Genomic DNA, 16,521 nt, shown 5'->3' with positions numbered 1-16,521 from the left:
GAGGGAACCGATGCACTGTCGGCGGACGAGACCGCTGAGGGACCGCACCGCCGTTCGGCAGCTCGGACGGGCTCAACGCGTCAACCGAACCCCGCCGGAAGAGAGAACCGCGAGCGGGGGTGATGCATGTAGTGGGTGACGAGGGGGCGAACCGGGGGAAGAAGGACCGGCAACCGATAGGAGGTTGCCATGGATGGCGGGGATCTGGAACTGGGGCAGCTTCTGGCCGCCGCTGAGGCGGCACCGCCCGGGGAGTCCGTCGAGGTACTTGCGAATGACCTGCGCAAGCGCTTCGGGGCGGAGCGTGTGTCGTTCCTGTTCGTCGACCTCGTGGGTCGGCGGCTGCTGCGCCTGACCACACAGGCCGAGGATGACATGGGGGGCGCTGCCGAGCGGATCGACCTGGAGGGCAGCGTCTACGACGCAGTCCTGCGCACCCAGTGCCAGCGCGTGGAACCGGACGGCCAGGGCGGGCGGCGCGTGATCTCGCCGGTCACCAATCGCGGCGACTGCATCGGTCTGCTGGAGGCTACGCTGCAGAACGCCGACGACACCGTGCTCGCGCAGATCGAAGACGCGGCGCACGCACTGGCCTACATCATCGTCACGGACCGCCGCTTCACCGACCTGTACCACGCGGGCCGGCGCACCACCCGGATCAGCCTGGCCGCCGAGATCCAGCACCAACTGCTTCCCTCGGCCTCCTGCTGCGAGGCTCCCCAGTTCACCCTCGCGGCAGGGCTGGTGCCGGCCGACGACATCGGCGGCGACACCTACGACTACACACTCGACCGCGACACACTGCACCTGTCCATCACCGACGCCATGGGCCACGACACCAACTCCGCGCTGCTCGCCACACTCCTGGTCGGCGCTATGCGCGGCGCCCGCCGCAGCGGCTGTGACGCACTCCAGCAGGCGCAACACGCCCACGACGCCCTGTTGACCCACAGCCGCGGCCTGGCCACTGGCCAATTGCTGTGCATCGACCTCACAACGGGGACCTGCGAACTGGTCAACGCAGGGCATCCCCGGCCCCTGCGCCTACGCGAAGGCGCCACCGAGGTCGAAGAGGTACAGCTCGCGGTCAACCTCCCCTTCGGCGTGGCAGCCCCTGCCTCCTACCACCTCCAGCAGCTCGATCTTCTCCCCGGCGACCGTCTGATCCTGCTCACTGACGGCATGCAGGAACGCGGCGCCGGAGCCGTCGACCTGGCCCGCCTCGTGTGGGACACCCGCACCTCACATCCCAGGGAAGCCGTGCGCAGCCTGACCACCGCGGTACTGGATGCCTGTCGGGGAAACCTCAGGGACGACGCCACTGTCCTCATCCTGGACTGGCACGGTCCGCGGCGCGAAGACGGGTAGCACCTGCACGGTCAGGTCGTCGGTGGGGCGGCGGCGTAGGGTGACCAGGCGGGGCGCCGACGGGTCCGGGCCTGCACTGCATCCGCCGGGGGCGGATGTTCATGGCGCGATGCCGTACCCAACGACCACCGGCTGTGTCGGTCACGCGGCAGGCGGAAGCGGACGTGAGGCGGGCCGTGCAGGGGGCGTACGGAAGGCCCGTACCCGCTTCGGCTGTAGCCCGCATCGGACCAGGATGCCCGGCTTGCGATCAACCGGAAAACGCCTTGGATGGAGGCAGGCGGCATCTGCACGCAAACACCCTCGCTGACCAGGCGTGCAATGCGTCGCAGGGGGCCTGGCGTTTCGTGCAGAGCCGCGAGAAGGGACGGGCCATGCGCTGGAGCATCGTCCGCACCGAGGAGATCGCCGTCGCTTACGAAGTCGTCAACGGCTGGACCGTTGTCGAGGTCGACGGCGAGGTGGACATCCACACCCACGCCTTGATCCGTCAGGCAGTCATCGAGCTGCTGGGTGAGGGGCACCGCCACTTCGTCCTCGACCTGTGCTTCGTGCCCTTCCTGGACTCGATGTTCCTGGGCACCGTCGTGGCGCTCACCAAACGCATCCGGGAACGCGAGGGCTCGCTGCGGATCACGTGCCCCTCGGCTCGGATGCGCACCGTCTTCGCGCACGGCGGCCTGGCCGACGCCTACGAGTTCTACGACTCGCCGCAGGAGGCCACCTGCCAGTCGCCGGCCCTCGACGGCCTGGCGCACTGGCCCGGTCCCGCACGCTGAGGAACCACTGTGGAATGAGCCGGGGCCGGTCAGACCGCGGTGGATACCTCGGCGACCAGGCCCCGGGCGGCGACGAGCTGGGCGCTGCCGTCGGCGAGCCGGTAGCGCAGGCCGACCACGGCGACCCGGCCGTCGGCGACCCGCTCGGCCAGCACACGGGAGCGGTCCAGCAGCAGGTCGACGGTGTGCCCCATGTGCTCGGCGAGGACCTCGTCCGCGTCGAAGCGGCCCGCGCCCCTGGCTGCGAGCACGCTGGGGGTGACGCGCTCGACGACGTCCCGGATGTACCCGGCGGGCGCCTTGCCGTGCTCCAGCGTGGCGCACGCGGCGGCGACCGCGCCACACGAGTCGTGGCCCAGGACCACCACCAGCGGGCAGTCCAGCAGGTCCACCCCGTACTCGATACTGCCCAGTGTCCCGGCACCCACGACGTGCCCGGCGGTGCGGACCACGAACAGGTCGCCCAGGCCCCGGTCGAAGATGATCTCGGCGGCCAGCCGCGGGTCCGAGCACCCGAACAGCACGGCGAAGGGGTGCTGGACCGGCGCGGTCTGAGCGCGGCGGGTGGCGTCCTGGTTCGGGTGCTCAGGGGCGCCCGCGGTGAAGCGCTGGTTCCCGGCAAGCAGCAGCTCGAAGGCTTCACGGGGCGTCGAAGGCTGGGTCCGGGTCGTCATGGGCGGCAGGTTACGAGCCGGACCCACCCCCTTGCACCGCCTGGTCACCCCTCTCGCCGCCCTGGCCGCCGCGCACGCAAGGTAACCGGACGACCCCGGGCAGCAGGACCGCGAATCGGTCCCGGAAGCGGTCCCGTCAGCCATGCCGGGCCGGGCACTCCGCCACCGTCTATGCGGGCCGCCAGTGGGGGTGGTGGAAGCGTCCAGGGCCTGGTGGAGTGTGGTGATCCTGGCATATTCACCCCCTCGTACGCAGTGCCGCCCGGCACGGTACGGGCGGCTTCTTTGCGTGGCACAGCCAACAAGGCGGGCAAGGCGTGAACCCCGGCTGCGGGGGTACGTGCCGGGCATCGTGAACGGGGAATGAATGGCGGGCTGTGATGGGATCAGACCCGCAAGGGGAGGACGACACCGCGCCTGACGCCCAAGTTCTGCAAATCGGCGTGGCGCTGGAGGGGGACGGGACCTGCATCGCCCAGGCCCGCCATCTGGCCGCAGGTTTCCTCACCCGCGCTCAGAGCGCGCACGGTGTGACGGTCTCTCAGCGTGCCGTGGACCTCACCCAGCTGGTGGTCAGCGAACTGGTCACCAACGCCCGCAAGTACGCGCCCGGACCCGTACTGATGGAACTGCGGATCATGGGCGAAATGGTGGAGGTCGTCGTCTGGGACTCCGACCCGGTACTGCCGGTGGCGCGTGCCTCGGACGCCGATCGCATCGGGCAGCACGGTCTGGAGATCGTGATGGCCGTCGCGCAGGGCGTGGAAGCCCGGCGCGAGCCGGTCGGCAAACGCATCACCGCCCGCATCGCCCTCGCCTCCGGCCCGGCCGGCACCCGCCACAACCCCTAGGAAATGTGGCCGGCTACCGCAGGCTCGCCCGCGTTCACCATCACGGCCGTGCCGGCTGCCACCGCCCGCTCCCTGCGGCACCCTGGTGCAGGGGTACTGCTGTGTGAGTGTGGAGGAAGAACCTGCCTGGTCCGGTGAGAGATCCCCGGGGAACTGGGCTTGTGGACGCCGCCGGTCTGAACCTGCTGCAAAGCGTGCGCCAGAAGGTCCTCGTGGGCGGCGGAACGGGGGAGGCTGATCACCCTTGATAGCGGGGGCTGTTCACTGATGGGTCTTGACGCCACACCTGCCCGGCTTGGACCAGGCCACCGCCGGCCGGCTCATGGAGACTACTCACCAGGTGTGCCCGTATTCCAACGCCGTCCGAGGGAACATTTCGGTCACTCACTGGGGCCTGCGGGAATTCGGAATCCGGACCGGGGCGAAAGTCGATTGGGCCGATCCCGCTCGGTGCCGTACAGTTCACCGTACCGACGCGGGGTGGAGCAGCTCGGTAGCTCGCTGGGCTCATAACCCAGAGGTCGCAGGTTCAAATCCTGTCCCCGCTACTCAAAAGTGAAGGCCCGGTGTCCACCGGGCCTTCACTGCATGTGGGCCGGTTCGGACCTGGCTCTCGGCGAACAGGGCACCCGATTCATCCGCCGCAGCGGCTGGTACCCCTGTGCCGCCGTAGGCGCAGCGCCCTTGTCCTGCCAGGGTGGACTGGTCGGTACCGACGTAGATCCCTCGACTTACCTGATGACTCATCAGGTAAGTCGGCATCCCATCAGCATGGGACCGGGACAGTCTTCCGTGCACGCTCCTGGTCGACGGCTCCGCGGCAGCTTGATTTGCGCAGATCGCGCAGGTGAGAAGCCTGCTCGCCGTGGCGCGCGAGGTTCTGGTGAGCCTTCGTTTGAAAGGCGTGCCGATGTACAATCCACGACGCCCTTGACCCGCAAAAAGCAGGCAGGGAGCAGACGAATCGGGAGTTTCTTCGTGCTTCGTACCATGTTCAAGTCCAAGATCCACCGCGCCACCGTCACCCAGGCCGACCTGCACTACGTGGGATCGGTGACCATCGACGCCGATCTGCTCGACGCCGCCGACCTGCTGCCCGGCGAGCTCGTGCACATCGTCGACATCACCAACGGTGCCCGGCTGGAGACGTACGTCATCGAGGGTGAACGCGGATCCGGGGTGATCGGGATCAATGGAGCGGCCGCCCATCTGGTGCATCCCGGAGACCTGGTGATCATCATCAGCTACGCCCAGGTCACCGACGCCGAGGCGCGGGAGCTGAAGCCGCGGATCGTGCACGTCGACGGCGGCAACCGGATCGTGTCCCTCGGGGCCGACCCCGCCGAGCCGGTGCCCGGCTCGGACCAGCAGCGCAGCCCGCAGGCCGTCCGGGCCTGACCGAGGGACCGTGCCGGACCGGAACAGGAGCGTGCCGAGCCCATGAGCGAGACCGAGATCCGCGACGACCGGGCGGCTGGCCGTCTGGAGGCCGTGGGCGAGGGCGTTGTCGTCGGCCACATCGAGTACTTCGTGCTGGAGTCGCCCGCCCGCGCACTGGTCCCGGTCCACACGATCGTCGAGCCCGCGCACGAGGGCAGGGGCATCGCCGGTTCCCTCGCCCGCGAGCTGTACGCCCTCGCCGAGCGCGAGGGCGTCCCGGTGGCGCCGCTGTGCCCGTACGTCGTCGGGTGGGCGGAGCGGCACCCGGAGGTCGCCCCGCCGGCCGATCCCGAGCTGACGGCGGCCGCCAAGGACTGGCTTCGGGCCCACCCGGGCCGGTTCTGAACGGCGGCTCGCCCTGTCGGGTGAGTGGCCGAGGGGCTGCCGGGTAGGCGGGGGAGTAGTCCAGAGGCGACGTCCAGCGACTGCCTGGAGGACACCATGACGAACCCGCACCCCGGCCCGGTCCCGCCGGGGCCGACACCGGGTCCAGGTCCCACCCCGCCGGACCCCTACCCGACCCCGGTGCCGCCCCCTGAGCCGGGCCCGCAGCCCACACCACCCCCGCCGGGCCCCGACCCGACCCCGCCCCCGGCCCCGCCGGCCCCGGGCCCACCGGAACCCTCACCGTCCCCGATCCCGCCGGGCCCGGAACCCGTACCGAATCCCGAGCCGGGACCTCCGCTCACCTGACCACACCGGGAGCTGAAACGGGCGCGGGGCCGTGTCACCTGCGGCTCCGCCGCGCGGGCGCGACCAGCCACCACGCGCCTGCAGTCGCCCGACGCCCGTTCCCCGCCCCGCAGGCGGACAAAAACTACGCGGACACCTCGGTCCGGTCTCCGCCCCACAGCGTGTGGAACGCACCCTCCCGGTCCACCCGCCGATAGGTGTGCGCCCCGAAGAAGTCCCGCTGGCCCTGCGTCAGAGCCGCCGGCAGGCGAGCCGCACGCAACGCGTCGTAGTACGCCAGCGCCGCCGCGAACCCCGGCGTCGGCACCCCCTGCCGTGTCGCGGCGATCAGCACCTCCCGCCAGTCGTCCTGCGCGTCCGCGATCTCGCGCGCGAACGTCTCGTCCGCCAGCAGGCTCGGCAGATCGGCGCGGGCGTCGTACGCGGCCCGGATCCGGTCCAGGAACGCGGCCCGGATGATGCAGCCGCCCCGCCAGATCGAGGACACCGCACCGAGGTCGATGTCCCAGCCGTACTCCTCGCTGCCCGCGGCGATCTCGTGGAAGCCCTGCGTGTACGACACGATCTTCGACGCGTACAGCGCCTGCTCGACCCGGTCGGCGAACGCCGCCGCCTCCGACTCGCCGAGCGCGGCCGGCTTCGGCCCCGCCAGACCCCGCGAAGCGTCCCGCAGCGCCGCGTGCCCGGACAGCGACCGCGCGAAGACCGCCTCGGCGATGCCGGACACCGGCACGCCCAGGTCCAGTGCGATCTGCACCGTCCAGCGGCCGGTGCCCTTCTGCTCGGCCTGGTCGACGACGACGTCCACGAACGGCTTGCCGGTCGCCGCGTCCACGTGGGACAGCACCTCGGCGGTGATCTCGATCAGGTAGGAGTCCAGCCGGCCGGTGTTCCAGGTGCGGAAGATGTCCGCGATCTGCGCCGGCGTGTACCCGGCGACGTCGCGCAGCAGCTGGTACGCCTCTCCGATCAGCTGCATGTCCGCGTACTCGATGCCGTTGTGGACCATCTTCACGAAGTGCCCGGCGCCGTCCGGACCCACGTGCGTCACGCACGGCGCGCCGTCCGCGGCCTTCGCCGAGATCTTCTCCAGCATCGGGCCCAGCGAGTCGTACGACTCCTTCGAACCGCCCGGCATGATGCTCGGCCCGTGCAGGGCGCCTTCCTCGCCGCCGGAGATGCCGGTGCCGACGAAGTGGATGCCCTGCTCACGCAGCTCCCGTTCCCGGCGCCGGGTGTCCGCGAAGTGCGCGTTGCCGCCGTCGATGATCATGTCTCCGGGTTCGAGGAGCGGCGCGAACTCCTGGATCACCGCGTCGGTCGGCTCGCCCGCCTTCACCATGATCACCAGGCGGCGCGGGCGCTCCAGGGCCGCCACGAAGTCCTCGGCCGTCTCGGCCGCGACGAAGTCGCCCTCGTGTCCGAACTCCTCCACCAGCGCCTTGGTCCGCGAAACCGTCCGGTTGTGCACGGCGACCGTGTAGCCGTTGCGGGCGAAGTTCCTGGCGAGGTTGCGGCCCATGACCGCGAGGCCCGTGACACCGATCTGCGCTGAAGTGCTCATACCGCCTGCTCCCTGGTTGCCTCGTGACTACGGCTCCGTCAGTACGGGGCCTCGCCCATCCTGACGTGCCGCTCCGGCGAACGCACATCCGGCCCGCCACGCTTGTGTACGGGTGACGGAGCCCATGGCCTCAGCGTCCGGCGATTTCACCCGCAGGCTTGCGGCGATCGAGGTCAAGACAGGGCCGTTCCCGGCCACTTGGCCGGTGCGGGAGGCCGGTTTTCCGTCTTGTCATGGCCTGTTCGCGGCGCTTACTTTTGCCCCTCCTGACGCATGCCGAGGGGAATTCGGACATGGCCGTACGCGGCCGGCATCGCCGGTACCAGCCGAACAGGATCAACCGCGCCTCACTCACCGTCACGGCGGGCGGCGCCGGCCTCGCGATCCCGCTGGTCGCCGCAGGCACGGCCGCCGCGGCCGACGCCTCCACCTGGAACAAGGTCGCCGCCTGCGAGTCCAGCGGCGACTGGAGCATCAACACGGGCAACGGCTACTACGGCGGGCTGCAGTTCACCCAGTCCACCTGGGAGGCGTACGGCGGCACCCGCTATGCCCCGCGCGCCGACCGCGCGACCCGGGACCAGCAGATCGCCGTGGCCGAGCGGGTCCTCGACGGGCAGGGGCCGGGCGCCTGGCCGGTGTGCTCGGTGCGGGCCGGGCTGAGCCGGGGCGACGCCGGCCGGGGCCCGCACCCGGACAGCGCCACGACCCGGCCCGTGACAGCCGGGAAGAAGGCTCCGGTACCGGACGTACGGCCGCAGACCACCCCGCAGTCGAGGGCCGGCCGGGCCGAGATGTACACGGTGGTGCACGGCGACACCCTCTCCGGCATCGCCGGCGAGCACCACGTCCGGGGCGGCTGGCGCGGGCTGTACGCCGGCAACCGCGCGACGATCGGGTCCGATCCCGACCTGATACTGCCGGGCCAGCGGCTCGACCTGCGGGGCACGGCCGCCGGCTCCGCCACGTCCCCGGCGAAGGAGACCGACTCCCGCAAGAGGAAAGCCCCGTCGGAGCACAGGACCGCCCCGCACCACTCCACGTCCACCAGCCGCACGCTCGTCGCCCCCGTCGACGCGCCCATCGGCACCGGCTACCGCGTGGCCGGCGCGCACTGGTCGAAGGGCTACCACACCGGCGTCGACTTCCTCGTGCCGACCGGCACCGCCGTGCAGGCCGCGGAGACCGGGCAGGTGGTGGCCGCGGGCTGGGGCGGCTCGTACGGCTACCAGGTGGTGATCCGGCACGCCGACGGCCGCTACACCCAGTACGGCCATCTGTCGGCGATCTCGGTACGGACCGGGCAGACGGTCGGCGCGGGGCAGCGGATCGGCCGTTCGGGAGCCACCGGAAACGTGACCGGTCCGCACCTGCACTTCGAGGTGCGGACCGGACCCGGCTTCGGCACGGACATCGACCCGCTCGCCTATCTGCGGGCCGGCGGCGTCAGGATCTGACGCAGGTACGGGGCGGTTCCAGGACGGGCAGCGGCACAGGGCCGTGCCCGGGCAGCGCGGCGTGCGACGCGGGGAGCGCGGTGTCGGCCGGCGGCGCGGAGCCGTCGGCCTGCTGCGCGGTGCCCGGTTCTGGCGTGAGCAGGTCCGGCAGCTCCGGCGTGTCGAGCACCCCGTCGGCCTCCGGGGGCACGGCCCGCTCCGGCTCGGCCGGTGGTGCCGTCACCCGCTGCCGCGGCACGCCGACGCGGACGTCCGCCACGGCGGCAGCCGGCGCGGCGGCGTCCGCAAGGGAATCGGCAAGGGAGTCCGCGAGGTCGGGCGCCCCGCCGTGTCCGATCCGCTCGGTGGTCAGCATGATCAGGCCGCCCGCCGCCACCGCCCCGCAGCTCACGGCGAGCGCGGTGCCCGTGCCGCCGTAGCGGAACGTCTCGCCGAACATCAGGATGCCGACGGCGGCCGCCAGCACCGGGTTGACCACGGTCAGCGTGGCCAGCGGGGCGGCGAGACCGCCACCCCGGTAGGAGGCCTGGGACAGCAGGACGCCGGCGACGGCGAACAGGCCGATCACCGCCAGCGAGGGCAGCTCGGACAGGCAGATGCCGCGGGTCCAGTCGACGGCGACGGTCTTGGTGAACACCGACGACATGCCGAATGCCGCGCCGGACGCGACGGCGAGCAGCACACTGCGCACCGCCGGGTGCCGGTGCGCGGCCAGACCCGCGCACAGCAGCGCCACGACCGCGCCGCCAGTGACCAGCGCGACCGCCAACCGCTGGACCGCGTCGAGGGAGTGGGCGTCGGAGGAACCGACCAGGGACAGCAGACCGGCGAGGCCCACCGTGGCCATGACCGCGCCGCGCCAGGCGGTCGCCCCGGCCGTGCGGCCGACGCACAGCGCCGCCATGGGCAGCGCGAAGACGATGGTCAGCGCACCCAGCGGCTGGACGAGGCTGAGCGGGCCGTAGGCCAGCGCCACCACGTGCAGCACGCCGCCGAGGCCGTTGAGCAGCAGCGCCCCCCACCAGCCCGGCCGGCGCAGCGGCAGATACGCGCGGGCGGGCGAGGACACGGCCACCTGCTCCTGCGCGATCGCGCCGGCCGCGTAGGCGACGGCGGACACGAACGACAGCAGCACGGACCACGCGAGGGCGCTCATCGGCGTCTCCTCTGCGCGCGGCGGGAGCCCTGGGCCCGGCGCGGCGTTCGGTCGGATCGCATGGCCAACACTCTGCCCGCCCGCGCTCCCCCCGTCGTCGTACCTGAGCACGCCATGCGTCCTACTGCCGATGGAGTACACCGGCCGCGTGATCATCCTCGGGACGGGTGCGCATGGTGGAGACCCGGGGCTCCGGGCCGGGAACGCGCCTGGTACCAGTACGTGTCGTGGACCTCGACCCCGCTCTCGCCGCCCTCCGCCCGCTCGGCGGTTTCTTCGTCCTGCGTACGGCCCCGGACCCGGCCGACGCCGCCGGCGGGCCGGATCCCGGGCGGCTGCCGACACTCGCGGAGACCTACGAACGGGTGACCTCGGATGTCCACCGCGACGCCCTGACGGAGCGCGTGGCCACGGTCGCGGACCGGCTGCGCACACCCGAGCCGCGCGTCGCCGCCTCCCTCGCCCAGCAGGGGCTGGCCGCCCGGCTGTGGGCGGTGGCCCTCGGCTGCGCCGTCCTGTACGGGAGGTCGCCCGATCTCGATCCGCGCCTGCTGCGCTGGGACCCGTCGGCCGCTGCCCCCGACGACCTGTTCCTGACCCGGCTGCGCCCGCGGCCCGGCGACGCCGCCACCCTCGCCGCCACCGTGCTGCACGGACACCTGGAACCGCTGGCGGAGACCCTGCGGGCCCGGTACGGCAGCGCGCCCGGACTGCTGTGGGGCAACGCGGGCTCCGCGCTCGCCGGGGCGGCCCGGGAACTGGACCGCTGGGCCCGCGCACACGGCCGTACCGACGCCGCCGGCCGGGCCCGCGCCCTCACGGACGAACTCTTCGCCCACCCCCTCCTGCGCACCACCGGCACCCGCACCGGCACGGCCTTCCGCCGCCGCAGCTGCTGCCTGTACTACCGGGTGCCCGGTGGCGGGGTCTGCGGCGACTGCTGCTTCACCCGGCCGCCGCGCTCTTCCCCACGGGCCGCGTCTGGGTGACCATGAAAAGGAACCTGCCGCCGAGACCAGGGGGTTGTCGGGTGCGAGTGGGACTGCTGACCCGGGAGTACCCCCCGGATGTGTACGGCGGCGCCGGTGTCCATGTGGAGTTCCTGGCCCGGGAGTTGACCTCGCTGGTCGACCTGGAGGTGCACTGCTGGGGCGAGGGACGCGGGGTGGGGGTCGTACGCCACCGGCCCTGGTCCGCGCTGGACGGCGCCAACGACGCGCTGCGCACCTTCTCCGTGGACCTGTCCGTCGCCGCCGCCCTCCAGGGCCGCGAAGTCGTCCACTCGCACACCTGGTACGCGAACCTCGCCGGCCACTTCGCCAAGCTGCTGTACGGCGTCCCGCACGTGCTCACCGCCCACTCCCTGGAGCCGCTGCGCCCCTGGAAGGAGGAGCAACTGGGCGGCGGATACGCGCTGTCGGGCTGGGCCGAACGCACCGCGGTCGAGGCCGCCGACGCGGTCATCGCCGTGTCCGGAGCCATGCGCGAGGACGTCCTCGCCTGTTACCCGGCGCTCGACCCGGCCGCCGTGCACGTGGTGCACAACGGCATCGACACCCGCCTGTACCGCCCCGACCACGGCACCGACGCCCTCGTCCGGCACGGCATCGACCCCACCCGCCCGTACGTCCTGTTCGTCGGCCGGATCACCCGCCAGAAGGGCGTGCCCCATCTGCTGCGCGCGGTACGGGACATCGACCCGGGCGCCCAGGTCGTGCTGTGCGCGGGCGCCCCCGACACCCCGGAGATCGACCGGGAGTTCCGGGAGCTGTTCGAGGAGCTGAGCCGGGTCCGGACGGGCGTGTTCTGGATCCCGCGGATGCTGCCGCGCCCCGAGGTGATCCAACTCCTCACCCGCGCGGCCGTGTTCGTGTGCCCTTCGGTGTACGAACCTCTCGGCATCGTCAACCTGGAGGCGATGGCCTGCGGCACCCCGGTCGTGGCCTCCCGGGTCGGCGGCATCCCGGAGGTCGTGGACGACGGCCGTACCGGTGTGCTGGTCGACGTGGACGAGGAGTTCGAGACGCGTCTCGCGCGTGCCCTGGACACCGTCCTCGGTGATCCGGCGGTCGGCCGGCGGATGGGCGAGGCCGGACGGGAGCGCGCGGTCGGCGAGTTCGGCTGGGACACCGTGGCCCGGCGGACGGCCGCGCTGTACGAGGAGATCCTCAAGCGGGCTTAGTCCCGTCCGCTCGGGGCAGCCATGGTTCAACGAGGGTGAGGGGAGCGGCCATGCGTCGTGGAGGACCTTCCGTGCTCGGGATCGTACTGGCGGGCGGCGAGGGGAAACGCCTGATGCCGCTGACCGCCGACCGTGCCAAACCAGCCGTCACCTTCGGCGGCACCTACCGTCTCGTCGACTTCGTCCTGTCCAACCTCGTCAACGCCGACATCCTGCGCATCTGCGTGCTGACCCAGTACAAGTCGCACTCGCTGGACCGGCACATCACCACCACCTGGCGGATGTCCAGCCTGCTCGGCAACTACGTCACCCCGGTCCCGGCCCAGCAGCGCCTCGGCCCGCGCTGGTACCTGGGCAGCGCCGACGCGATCCTGCAGTCGCTGAACCTGATCCACGACGAACGGCCCGAGTACGTGGCCGTGTTCGGCGCCGACCACGTCTACCGGATGGATCCGCGGCAGATGCTCCGGCAGCACATCGAGGGCGGCGCGGGCGTGACCGTGGCCGGGATCCGGGTGCCGCGCGCGGCGTCCTCGTCCTTCGGCGTGATCACCCCCGGTCCGGACGGCCGTGTCGTCGAGCGCTTCCTGGAGAAGCCCGCCGACCCCCCGGGCCTGCCGGACGACCCGGAGACCGTCTTCGCCTCGATGGGCAACTACCTCTTCACCACCAAGGCCCTCGTCGAAGCGCTGCAACGGGACGCCGAGGACGGGCAGTCGGTGCACGACATGGGCGGCTCGATCCTGCCCCAGCTCACCGCCCGCGGCGAGGCCCGGCTGTACGACTTCAGCGAGAACCACGTGCCCGGCGAGACCTCCGGCGACCAGGGTTACTGGCGGGACGTGGGCACCCTCGACGCCTACTACGAGGCGCACATGGACCTCATCGCCGAGCGTCCCGCGTTCAACCTCTACAACCGCCAGTGGCCCATCTACACCCACTCGGGCCAGCTCTCCCCGGCCCGCTTCAACGCGGGCGGCATCGCCGGCGAGTCCATCATCAGCGCGGGCTGCCTGATCCGCGGTCAGGTCACCCGGTCGGTCCTGTCCCCGGGCGTACGGGTCGACCCGGGCGCGGTGGTCCAGGGCTCGGTGCTGCACGACAACGTGCGCATCGGCCGGGGCGCGGTGGTGCGTGGTGCCGTCCTGGACAAGAACGTCGAGGTTCCGCCCGGCGCGACCGTCGGCGTCAACCCGGAGCGGGACGCGGAGCTGTACACCGTCTCCAAGGGCGGCGTGATCGCCCTGGGGAAGGGGCAGCGGGTGCCGTAGGACGGCCGCTGCGCGGCGGGAGGCACCCGATAGGGTCGCGCCATGTCTGCTGCCTCCGCACTGGTGTTCCGTCCCGCCACCCGCGCCGACTTGCCCGCCGTTCTCGCCCTGCTCGCCGACGAGGACCGGGTGGTGGATCCGGAGACGGTGGAGGTGACGGAGGCCTACGAGCGCGCCTTCGCCGCCATCGAGGCGGACCCGCGCAACGAGATGCTGGTCCTCGTCGACAGCGCCGACGGGACGGTCGTGGGCTGCCTGCAGGCGACGTACATCCCCGGGCTCGGCAGGCGCGGCGCCGAGCGGGCACTGATCGAGGCGGTGCGGATCCGCGCGGACCGGCGCGGGGGCGGGCTCGGACGGACCCTGATGGAGCGGGCCACGGGCCGTGCACGCGCGAGGGGTTGCGCGCTCGTTCAGCTCACCAGCAACAAGAGCCGTGAGGACGCGCACCGCTTCTACACCGCGCTCGGCTTCGCCCGCAGCCACGAGGGGTTCAAGCTGACGCTCTGACCGTCTGTCATGGTTCGTTCGTACACATGACCTTGTGCGACGCGTTGGGGGTAACCCCCATGGAATGCCCGGGTTCGGCTCGTTCGCCCCTCAGGATGCAGGCAACGACTCGAACCTCCGGAGGTCATCCGACATGAGAGGGACCCGGCGCACACGGCTGTGCCTGGCCGGGGTGATGGCAGCGTCCGCGCTGATCGCCACCCCCGCCGCACGGGCTGCCGAGCGGACCGACGGCCACCTCACCGATCTGGTCAACCCGTTCATCGGGAGCCAGGACGAGGGCAACACCTTCCCCGGCGCGGCCGTGCCCTTCGGCATGGTGCAGCTCTCCCCGGACACCGGGCACAGCACCGGCTACGACTACACACAGAACCGCATTCGCGGCTTCTCCCTGGTCCATCTCTCGGGCGTCGGCTGCCGCATCGGCGGTGACCTGCCCGTGCTGCCCACCACCGGCGACGTCACGCAGACGGACTACAGCCAGTACGCGGCCGGCTTCTCGCACCAGGACGAGACGGCGAGCCCCGGCTACTACCGTGTCGGCCTGTCCTCCGGCATCCGCGCCGAGCTGACCGCGACCGAGCGCACCGGCGTGCAGCGCTACACCTTCCCCGCCACCGGCAAGGCCAACGTCCTGCTGAACGCCGCCCAGTCGCTGCACAAGGCGGTCTCCAGCACCGTCGAGATCCTCGACGACCACACCGTGCGCACCGAGATCACCGGCCGCGGCTTCTGCCGGGACACCGGCCCCTACACGGTCCACACGATCACCCGCTTCAGCCGGCCCTTCACCGCCTATGGCACCTGGGACGGGAAGACCGTCACCCCGGGCTCCCGCAGCGGGCACGGCGGCGCCTACGTCCGCTTCGACACCACCGAGGACCGTACCGTCGAGGCGACCACCGCCCTGTCGTACGTCGACGCGGGCGGCGCGGCCGGCAATCTGCGCGCCGAGGGCGGCCGGTCCTTCGACGCGGTACGCGAGCGGGCACGTGAGCAGTGGGAGAAGCGGCTCGCAGCCGTCCAGGTGCGGGGCGGCACGGGCACCCTGCGCCGGACCTTCTACTCCTCGCTCTACCGGTCGTTCCTCGCGCCGAACATCGGCGGCGACGCCGACGGCCGGTACCTCGGCTGGGACCGCCGTACCCACCGCGCCGACGGGTTCACGTACTACCAGAACTGGTCGCTGTGGGACACCTACCGCACCCAGGCCCAGCTCCTCGCGCTGCTCGCGCCGCACGAGGCCCGGGACATGGCCCGCTCGGTCGTGGCGATCGCCGAGGACGGCGGCTGGCTGCCCAAGTGGGGCTACGGTCCGGTCGAGACGAACGTCATGAGCGGCGACCCGGTCACCCCGTTCCTGACCACGGCGTATCAGACGGGGCTGCTCAAGGGCTTCGAGGAGCGGGCCTACCGCGCGCTGAAGAAGAACGCCGACGGCGTCCCGCCCGCCGACTACCCGGGCATCGGCCGTGAGGCCAACGCCGAGTACCTCGCGCAGGGCTTCGCCCCGTTCATCAAGGACCGTCCGCTGGCCAAGCTGGGCGACTCCGACTACCACCACGGCGCCTCCGTCACCCTGGAGTACGCGCTCGCCGACGCGATGCTGGCCCAGATGGCCCGCGGACTCGGCCATGAGGCGGACGCCGACCGGTATGCGGCCCGCGCCCAGAACTACCGGAGCATCTTCGACCCGTCGACGGGCTTCTTCCGCGCCCGCGACGCATCCGGCGCCTTCACCGGCTCGGCCGACCCGGCGCTCGGCACCGGCTTCCACGAGGGCACCGCCTGGCAGTACCAGTGGCTGGTGCCGCAGGACGTGCCCGGCATGGTGCGGCTCATCGGCGGAGAGCGCGCCGCCAACGAGCGCCTGGACTCCTTCTTCGCCTACGACCGGCTGCTCGCCGACCCCGCGAGGACCGCCCGCGAGGTGTGGGTGCACGGCAACGCGTACGCGTACTACAACGCCGACAAGTACAACCCGATGAACGAGCCCGACCTCATCGCCCCCTACACCTACCTCGCCACCGGGCAGCCGTGGAAGACCACCGACGTGGTGCACGCGGCCCTGACCCTCTTCACCGACGGGCCCACCGGCATGACCGGCAACGACGACCTGGGCACGATGTCCGCCTGGAACGTGCTGTCGTCCATCGGGCTGTTCCCGATCCAGCCCGGGTACAGCACCTGGGGCCTGTCGACCCCGGTCTTCGACCGCGTCGACCTGACCCTGGACCGCCGGTACTGGCCGAGCGGCGGGCTGACGATCGCCGCGCCCGGCACCTCCGCCACCGACCGCTACATCCAGACCGTCCGTGCCGACGGAACACCGCACGAGCGGACGTATCTGACGACGGGTGCGCTGCGCTCCCTGCGCTCGCTCGCGTTCACGGTCGGCCCGCGCCCGTCTGAGTGGGGTACGTCACCCGAGGCGGCGCAGCCCGTCCTGAAGTGAGCTCAGGTATCCCTAGGTCCCGCCCGCTTTGCAGGGGCGGGACTTAATCTGCCGTTAACTGAGCGTAGCCTGATCGTACTTGACCGTAATCGGTCGACGGGGATTGACTGCAAAAGACCGT

At 71.7% G+C, this 16,521-nt stretch carries 14 protein-coding genes and 1 tRNA gene; 12 read left to right on the top strand and 3 right to left on the bottom strand.

What is annotated here, in order from left to right; translation table 11 throughout:
• The first annotated feature begins 189 nt into the window (after positions 1–189).
• Both ACIGXP_RS07580 and ACIGXP_RS07575 read left to right on the top strand, forming a co-directional pair.
• Positions 190–1,368, top strand: coding sequence for a PP2C family protein-serine/threonine phosphatase (locus ACIGXP_RS07580; RefSeq protein ID WP_399765174.1), 1,179 nt, complete (start codon positions 190–192; stop codon positions 1,366–1,368).
• Positions 1,369–1,742: 374 nt separating this feature from the next.
• Positions 1,743–2,147, top strand: a complete 405-nt coding sequence (locus ACIGXP_RS07575; protein WP_399765171.1) for an STAS domain-containing protein — start codon at positions 1,743–1,745, stop codon at positions 2,145–2,147.
• A gap of 29 nt (positions 2,148–2,176) precedes the next feature.
• Here ACIGXP_RS07575 and ACIGXP_RS07570 read toward each other — a convergent pair whose 3' ends face one another.
• Positions 2,177–2,821: a carbonic anhydrase gene (locus ACIGXP_RS07570; RefSeq protein ID WP_399765168.1), complete on the bottom strand. Its 645-nt coding sequence runs from the start codon at positions 2,819–2,821 to the stop codon at positions 2,177–2,179.
• Positions 2,822–3,201: 380 nt separating this feature from the next.
• Between ACIGXP_RS07570 and ACIGXP_RS07565 the strand changes: the two genes are divergently transcribed.
• The 4 genes from ACIGXP_RS07565 (at position 3,202) to ACIGXP_RS07550 (ending at position 5,457) form a co-directional block, all read left to right on the top strand.
• Positions 3,202–3,672 carry an ATP-binding protein gene (locus tag ACIGXP_RS07565; protein ID WP_399765166.1) on the top strand — a complete coding sequence of 157 codons (471 nt, stop codon included), beginning with the start codon at positions 3,202–3,204 and terminating at the stop codon, positions 3,670–3,672.
• Between the two features lie 474 nt (positions 3,673–4,146).
• Positions 4,147–4,220, top strand: a tRNA-Met gene (locus tag ACIGXP_RS07560).
• Between the two features lie 430 nt (positions 4,221–4,650).
• Positions 4,651–5,070 carry an aspartate 1-decarboxylase gene (panD, locus tag ACIGXP_RS07555; RefSeq protein WP_399765163.1) on the top strand — a complete coding sequence of 140 codons (420 nt, stop codon included), beginning with the start codon at positions 4,651–4,653 and terminating at the stop codon, positions 5,068–5,070.
• 42 nt (positions 5,071–5,112) lie between these two features.
• The gene (locus ACIGXP_RS07550) at positions 5,113–5,457 is read left to right on the top strand and encodes a GNAT family N-acetyltransferase (RefSeq protein WP_363216056.1); all 345 of its coding nucleotides are present in this window, start codon (positions 5,113–5,115) and stop codon (positions 5,455–5,457) included.
• Positions 5,458–5,929: 472 nt separating this feature from the next.
• Here ACIGXP_RS07550 and gndA read toward each other — a convergent pair whose 3' ends face one another.
• Positions 5,930–7,369: an NADP-dependent phosphogluconate dehydrogenase gene (gene gndA / locus ACIGXP_RS07545; protein ID WP_363216055.1), complete on the bottom strand. Its 1,440-nt coding sequence runs from the start codon at positions 7,367–7,369 to the stop codon at positions 5,930–5,932.
• A gap of 293 nt (positions 7,370–7,662) precedes the next feature.
• Between gndA and ACIGXP_RS07540 the strand changes: the two genes are divergently transcribed.
• A complete protein-coding gene (locus ACIGXP_RS07540; RefSeq protein WP_399765160.1) occupies positions 7,663–8,826 on the top strand; it encodes a transglycosylase family protein in 1,164 nt (387 codons plus the stop codon).
• On the opposite strand, the gene ACIGXP_RS07535 is transcribed toward ACIGXP_RS07540, so the two are convergent.
• Positions 8,816–9,982, bottom strand: a complete 1,167-nt coding sequence (locus ACIGXP_RS07535) for a DMT family transporter (protein ID WP_399765157.1) — start codon at positions 9,980–9,982, stop codon at positions 8,816–8,818. The two genes, ACIGXP_RS07540 and ACIGXP_RS07535, sit on opposite strands and share 11 nt — an antisense overlap.
• A 227-nt stretch (positions 9,983–10,209) precedes the next feature.
• On the opposite strand from ACIGXP_RS07535, the gene ACIGXP_RS07530 reads away from it, so the two are divergent.
• The 5 genes from ACIGXP_RS07530 (at position 10,210) to ACIGXP_RS07510 (ending at position 16,400) form a co-directional block, all read left to right on the top strand.
• Entirely contained in the window at positions 10,210–10,971 is a 762-nt protein-coding gene (locus ACIGXP_RS07530; protein ID WP_363216052.1) for a (2Fe-2S)-binding protein, read from the top strand.
• A 41-nt stretch (positions 10,972–11,012) separates the two neighbouring features.
• Complete coding sequence (gene glgA, locus ACIGXP_RS07525) at positions 11,013–12,164, top strand: glycogen synthase (protein WP_399765153.1); 1,152 nt, start codon at positions 11,013–11,015, stop codon at positions 12,162–12,164.
• A gap of 50 nt (positions 12,165–12,214) precedes the next feature.
• Complete coding sequence (gene glgC, locus ACIGXP_RS07520; protein WP_399765150.1) at positions 12,215–13,435, top strand: glucose-1-phosphate adenylyltransferase; 1,221 nt, start codon at positions 12,215–12,217, stop codon at positions 13,433–13,435.
• Between the two features lie 42 nt (positions 13,436–13,477).
• Positions 13,478–13,945: a GNAT family N-acetyltransferase gene (locus ACIGXP_RS07515; protein WP_399765147.1), complete on the top strand. Its 468-nt coding sequence runs from the start codon at positions 13,478–13,480 to the stop codon at positions 13,943–13,945.
• Positions 13,946–14,078: 133 nt separating this feature from the next.
• Positions 14,079–16,400: a GH92 family glycosyl hydrolase gene (locus ACIGXP_RS07510; protein ID WP_399765144.1), complete on the top strand. Its 2,322-nt coding sequence runs from the start codon at positions 14,079–14,081 to the stop codon at positions 16,398–16,400.
• Positions 16,401–16,521: the final 121 nt, after the last annotated feature.

It is taken from the genome of Streptomyces sp. NPDC053069 (assembly GCF_044546895.1).
Classification (GTDB): domain Bacteria; phylum Actinomycetota; class Actinomycetes; order Streptomycetales; family Streptomycetaceae; genus Streptomyces.
The sequence above is the reverse complement of the archived record's forward strand: the minus strand, read 5'-3'. Positions and strand labels throughout refer to the sequence as shown.

What these genes read in the sequence shown, in the direction of transcription:
- ACIGXP_RS07515 (WP_399765147.1), top strand. Translation starts at nt 13,478, where the DNA reads ATGTCTGCTGCCTCCGCACTGGTGTTCCGTCCCGCCACCCGCGCCGAC.
- ACIGXP_RS07575 (WP_399765171.1), top strand. Translation starts at nt 1,743, where the DNA reads ATGCGCTGGAGCATCGTCCGCACCGAGGAGATCGCCGTCGCTTACGAA.
- ACIGXP_RS07580 (WP_399765174.1), top strand. Translation starts at nt 190, where the DNA reads ATGGATGGCGGGGATCTGGAACTGGGGCAGCTTCTGGCCGCCGCTGAG.
- gndA (WP_363216055.1), bottom strand. Translation starts at nt 7,369, where the DNA reads ATGAGCACTTCAGCGCAGATCGGTGTCACGGGCCTCGCGGTCATGGGC.
- ACIGXP_RS07540 (WP_399765160.1), top strand. Translation starts at nt 7,663, where the DNA reads ATGGCCGTACGCGGCCGGCATCGCCGGTACCAGCCGAACAGGATCAAC.
- glgC (WP_399765150.1), top strand. Translation starts at nt 12,215, where the DNA reads ATGCGTCGTGGAGGACCTTCCGTGCTCGGGATCGTACTGGCGGGCGGC.
- ACIGXP_RS07535 (WP_399765157.1), bottom strand. Translation starts at nt 9,982, where the DNA reads ATGAGCGCCCTCGCGTGGTCCGTGCTGCTGTCGTTCGTGTCCGCCGTC.
- ACIGXP_RS07550 (WP_363216056.1), top strand. Translation starts at nt 5,113, where the DNA reads ATGAGCGAGACCGAGATCCGCGACGACCGGGCGGCTGGCCGTCTGGAG.
- ACIGXP_RS07570 (WP_399765168.1), bottom strand. Translation starts at nt 2,821, where the DNA reads ATGACGACCCGGACCCAGCCTTCGACGCCCCGTGAAGCCTTCGAGCTG.
- ACIGXP_RS07510 (WP_399765144.1), top strand. Translation starts at nt 14,079, where the DNA reads ATGAGAGGGACCCGGCGCACACGGCTGTGCCTGGCCGGGGTGATGGCA.
- ACIGXP_RS07565 (WP_399765166.1), top strand. Translation starts at nt 3,202, where the DNA reads ATGGGATCAGACCCGCAAGGGGAGGACGACACCGCGCCTGACGCCCAA.